Origin of the sequence: Pseudactinotalea sp., assembly GCF_048594945.1 — a bacterium.
Lineage (GTDB): Bacteria > Actinomycetota > Actinomycetes > Actinomycetales > Beutenbergiaceae > Pseudactinotalea.
Map to the genome: position 1 here is coordinate 1 of NZ_JBMDXJ010000303.1, position 2,081 is coordinate 2,081.

The following is a 2,081-nucleotide window of genomic DNA, read 5'->3' on the forward strand; positions in this document are numbered from 1 at the left end:
CGCCTGAGGTGGCTGCCGAGCTGTGGTTCACCTTCGCCGAGTCCACGCTCGGTTGAGTGCAGGCCCACCCAATGCCGGTGGTGGTGCGTGTGGTCCCACTCGCGGAGCTCGCGTGGGCCCGCACTCACCGGCCCGGCGGGAGGTTGGGGGCGATAGCCCGCAGGGCAGACGGGAGTGAGTCGATTCATAACGATCCGGTCTCGTTGAGCCGTGTCGAGGCGTCCGCTGTGTATTGTATCGATTCATCCGTCGGGTGTCGTGCGCTGACACGCGTGCTGGCGGGAGAAGCGACGACCTTGGCCCCGAGCAGAGAGGCTCACACATGAAGCACACACGAATCACGTTCGCGGCCGCCGCAGTCGCGGCCGCCGCGCTGACGCTGACCGCCTGTGGTGGTGGGGGCGGCGGATCAGCCGACCCCGGCACCGCCGGAACCCTCGACCCCGAGGAGCAGGTCACCATCACGATGACCTGGTGGGGCAACGACGACCGGGCCGACCGCTACAACCAGGCGATCGAGCTCTTCAACGAGGAGTACCCGAACATCACGGTGCAGGCCTCCTTCTCGGCGTGGGACGACTATTGGACCGCGCGTGCGACCGAGGCGGCCGGCAACTCGCTGCCCGACGTCATGCAGACCGACCTGGCCTACCTCAGTCAGTTCGGCAACCGCAGTCAGTTCCTGGACCTGACGCCCTACATCGACAACGGCATCGATGGCTCCGGCATGTCCGAGTCGCTGCTCGACTCGGGCAAGGTGGGCGACGCACTCGTCGGCATCCCGCAGTCGACCAACACACTCGCGCTGTTCTACAACCCGGCCACGCTCGCCACCCTGGGCGTGGACGCGCCCGAGGCCGAGCAGACGTGGGACGAGTTCGTGCAGTGGAACGTCGCCGCTGCGGAAGCGGGCGCCGGTCTCGACCCCCAGCTCTGGGGCACCGGTGACTTCACGGGCGTCTTCTGGCTCTTCGTGCAACACCTGGTGCAGGAGGGCGTGGACGTGTTCACCGACGATGGTCAGGTCGCGTTCGGCGAGCAAGACATCGTCGACTGGCTGAACGTCACGGCGCCGCTGCGCGATGCTGACCAGTTCATGTCGCCCGAGGCGACCGCCCAGCTCGACCCGCTCGGCGGCTTCACCGCCAACCTCGTCGGGACCGAGTTCTCGTGGGACAACTTCCTGGCCGGCTACCTCACCGACTCGGGAGCCGAGTCGATCGAGATGCTGCCGCTGCCGGTCGGCTCCAACGGTGAGCACGGCCAGTTCTTCAAGCCGTCGATGCTCCTGTCGGCCTCCGCCAACTCCGAGCACCCCGAGGCCGCAGCCGCACTGATCGACTTCATCACCAACGACCCCGAGGTCGGCACCATCTTCGGCACCTCCCGCGGCGTCCCGGCGAGCGAGTCGGCGCGGTCGCAACTCTCCACGGAGGGGGCGGACGCTCAGGTGATCGGATTCGAGGAGGAGTGGGCCGACGTCATCACCGAGTCCACGCCGGTGCTACCCGAGGGTTACGGATCGATCGAGGCCGAGTGGCTGCGGCTGGCCAGCGAGCTCGCCTACAAGAACATCACGGTCGAGGACTTCGCCTCGCAGTGGCTGTCCTTCGCCGGGCAGACGCTGTCCTGACCTGATCGGCCCACCTGACCGCACCATCGACCACCCGGAGGATGCTGTGATCACCACGCACCCACCGGCGCTGCTCGACCAGCCGCGCCCGTCACAGCGACGGGCGCGGCTGCGCGAGAGCATCGCCGGATACGTCTTCATGCTGCCGTGGCTCCTCGGCTTCTTCGTGCTCACGATGGGGCCGATGGTGGCCTCGCTGTACCTGTCCTTCACCGACTACGACCTCTTTGAGGCGAACTGGATCGGGCTGGACAACTACACGGCGTTGTTCGCTGACCCGCGGTTCCTGAAGTCGGTCCAGGTCACCGTGACGTATGTGCTGGTGAGCACCCCGGTCAAGCTGGTGGCGGCGTTGCTGGTCGCGATGCTGCTCAACGCCAAGCGCAAGGGCCTGGGCTTCTACCGCTCGGCCTTCTACGCTCCCTCGCTCGTGGCGGCCAGCGTGTCG

General features: G+C 67.2%; 2 protein-coding genes. Both read left to right on the forward strand.

The features are described 5' to 3' along the window. The first annotated feature begins 322 nt into the window (after window positions 1–322). Entirely contained in the window at window positions 323–1,633 is a 1,311-nt protein-coding gene (locus ACOJSN_RS13385) for an ABC transporter substrate-binding protein (protein WP_420112999.1), read from the forward strand. Between the two features lie 139 nt (window positions 1,634–1,772). Then, a partial coding sequence (locus ACOJSN_RS13390; protein WP_420113000.1) for a carbohydrate ABC transporter permease occupies window positions 1,773–2,081 on the forward strand: 309 nt, incomplete at its 3' end.

Coding starts and splice junctions, on each gene's coding strand:
- ACOJSN_RS13385 (WP_420112999.1), top strand. CDS start 323: ATGAAGCACACACGAATCACGTTCGCGGCCGCCGCAGTCGCGGCCGCC.